The 3,204-nt window shown below is 56.4% G+C and carries 1 rRNA gene; it reads right to left on the reverse strand.

The features are described from left to right. Window positions 1-22: 22 nt before the first annotated feature. Window positions 23-3,147 (reverse strand): 23S ribosomal RNA (locus JKV81_RS16700). Window positions 3,148-3,204: the final 57 nt, after the last annotated feature.

Genomic DNA, 3,204 nt, shown 5'->3' on the forward strand with positions numbered 1-3,204 from the left:
AACACAGTGGACGCGAGCAACTGAGGACAAGCCCTCGGCCTATTAGTACCAGTCAGCTCCACCCGTTACCGGGCTTCCACATCTGGCCTATCAACCCAGTCGTCTACTGGGAGCCTTAACCACTCAAGGTGGTGGGAATACTCATCTCGAAGCAGGCTTCCCGCTTAGATGCTTTCAGCGGTTATCCTTTCCGAACGTAGCCAACCAGCCATGCCCTTGGCAGGACAACTGGCACACCAGAGGTTCGTCCGTCCCGGTCCTCTCGTACTAGGGACAGCCCTTCTCAATATTCCTACGCGCACAGCGGATAGGGACCGAACTGTCTCACGACGTTCTAAACCCAGCTCGCGTACCGCTTTAATGGGCGAACAGCCCAACCCTTGGGACCGACTCCAGCCCCAGGATGCGACGAGCCGACATCGAGGTGCCAAACCATCCCGTCGATATGGACTCTTGGGGAAGATCAGCCTGTTATCCCCGGGGTACCTTTTATCCGTTGAGCGACAGCGCTTCCACAAGCCACTGCCGGATCACTAGTCCCGACTTTCGTCCCTGCTCGACCCGTCGGTCTCACAGTCAAGCTCCCTTGTGCACTTACACTCAACACCTGATTGCCAACCAGGCTGAGGGAACCTTTGGGCGCCTCCGTTACTCTTTAGGAGGCAACCGCCCCAGTTAAACTACCCATCAGACACTGTCCCTGATCCGGATCACGGACCCAGGTTAGACATCCAGCACGACCAGAGTGGTATTTCAACGACGACTCCACAACCACTGGCGTGGCCGCTTCAAAGTCTCCCACCTATCCTACACAAGCCGAACCGAACACCAATATCAAACTATAGTAAAGGTCCCGGGGTCTTTCCGTCCTGCTGCGCGAAACGAGCATCTTTACTCGTAGTGCAATTTCACCGGGCCTATGGTTGAGACAGTCGAGAAGTCGTTACGCCATTCGTGCAGGTCGGAACTTACCCGACAAGGAATTTCGCTACCTTAGGATGGTTATAGTTACCACCGCCGTTTACTGGCGCTTAAGTTCTCAGCTTCGCACACCCGAAAGTGCACTAACCGGTCCCCTTAACGTTCCAGCACCGGGCAGGCGTCAGTCCGTATACATCGCCTTACGGCTTCGCACGGACCTGTGTTTTTAGTAAACAGTCGCTTCTCGCTGGTCTCTGCGGCCACCCCCAGCTCACCGAGTAAATCGGATCACCAGTGATGGCCCCCCTTCTCCCGAAGTTACGGGGGCATTTTGCCGAGTTCCTTAACCATAGTTCACCCGAACGCCTCGGTATTCTCTACCTGACTACCTGAGTCGGTTTAGGGTACGGGCCGCCATGAAACTCGCTAGAGGCTTTTCTCGACAGCATAGGATCATCCACTTCACCACAATCGGCTCGGCATCAGGTCTCAGACTATGTGCACGACGGATTTACCTACCGTGCGTCCTACACCCTTACCCCGGGACAACCACCGCCCGGGCTGGACTACCTTCCTGCGTCACCCCATCGCTTACCTAGTACAAGTCTGGTTCGTCGGCTCCACCACTACCCTCAACTCCGAAGAGATCGGGCCGGCTTCACGGACTTAGCATCGCCTGATTCAGTATTGGGCGTTTCAAAGCGGGTACCGGAATATCAACCGGTTGTCCATCGACTACGCCTGTCGGCCTCGCCTTAGGTCCCGACTTACCCTGGGCAGATCAGCTTGACCCAGGAACCCTTAGTCAATCGGCGCACACGTTTCTCACGTGTGTATCGCTACTCATGCCTGCATTCTCACTCGTGAACCGTCCACAACTCGCTTCCGCGGCTGCTTCACCCGGCACACGACGCTCCCCTACCCATCCCAGCCCCCGTTGGGGGTATGTGCTGGAATGACACGACTTCGGCGGTACGCTTGAGCCCCGCTACATTGTCGGCGCGGAATCACTTGACCAGTGAGCTATTACGCACTCTTTCAAGGGTGGCTGCTTCTAAGCCAACCTCCTGGTTGTCTCTGCGACTCCACATCCTTTCCCACTTAGCGTACGCTTAGGGGCCTTAGTCGATGCTCTGGGCTGTTTCCCTCTCGACCATGGAGCTTATCCCCCACAGTCTCACTGCCGTGCTCTCACTTACCGGCATTCGGAGTTTGGCTAAGGTCAGTAACCCGGTAGGGCCCATCGCCTATCCAGTGCTCTACCTCCGGCAAGAAACACACGACGCTGCACCTAAATGCATTTCGGGGAGAACCAGCTATCACGGAGTTTGATTGGCCTTTCACCCCTAACCACAGGTCATCCCCCAGGTTTTCAACCCTGGTGGGTTCGGTCCTCCACGAAGTCTTACCTCCGCTTCAACCTGCCCATGGCTAGATCACTCCGCTTCGGGTCTAGAGCGTGCAACTCAATCGCCCTATTCGGACTCGCTTTCGCTACGGCTTCCCCACACGGGTTAACCTCGCTACACACCGCTAACTCGCAGGCTCATTCTTCAAAAGGCACGCAGTCACGACTGCATGTGCAAGCACATACAGCGACGCTCCCACGGCTTGTAGGCACACGGTTTCAGGTACTATTTCACTCCGCTCCCGCGGTACTTTTCACCATTCCCTCACGGTACTATCCGCTATCGGTCACCAGGGAATATTTAGGCTTAGCGGGTGGTCCCGCCAGATTCACACGGGATTTCTCGGGCCCCGTGCTACTTGGGTGTCTCTCAAACGAGCCGTTGATGTTTCAGCTACGGGGGTCTTACCCTCTACGCCGGACCTTTCGCATGTCCTTCGCCTACATCAACGGTTTCTGACTCGCCTCACAGCCGGCAGACTGTGAAAGAGAGATCCCACAACCCCGTATGCGCAACCCCTGCCGGGTATCACACGCATACGGTTTGGCCTCATCCAGTTTCGCTCGCCACTACTCCCGGAATCACGGTTGTTTTCTCTTCCTGAGGGTACTGAGATGTTTCACTTCCCCTCGTTCCCTCCACACTGCCTATGTGTTCAGCAGCGGGTGACAGCCCATGACGACTGCCGGGTTTCCCCATTCGGAAACCCCCGGATCAAAGCTTGGTTGACAGCTCCCCGGGGACTATCGTGGCCTCCCACGTCCTTCATCGGTTCCTGGTGCCAAGGCATCCACCGTGCGCCCTTAAAAACTTGGCCACAGATGCTCGCGTCCACTGTGCAGTTCTCAAACAACGACCAGCCACCCATCACCCC

Source organism: Streptomyces silvae (assembly GCF_016745505.1).
Taxonomy (GTDB): Bacteria; Actinomycetota; Actinomycetes; order Streptomycetales; family Streptomycetaceae; genus Streptomyces; species Streptomyces silvae.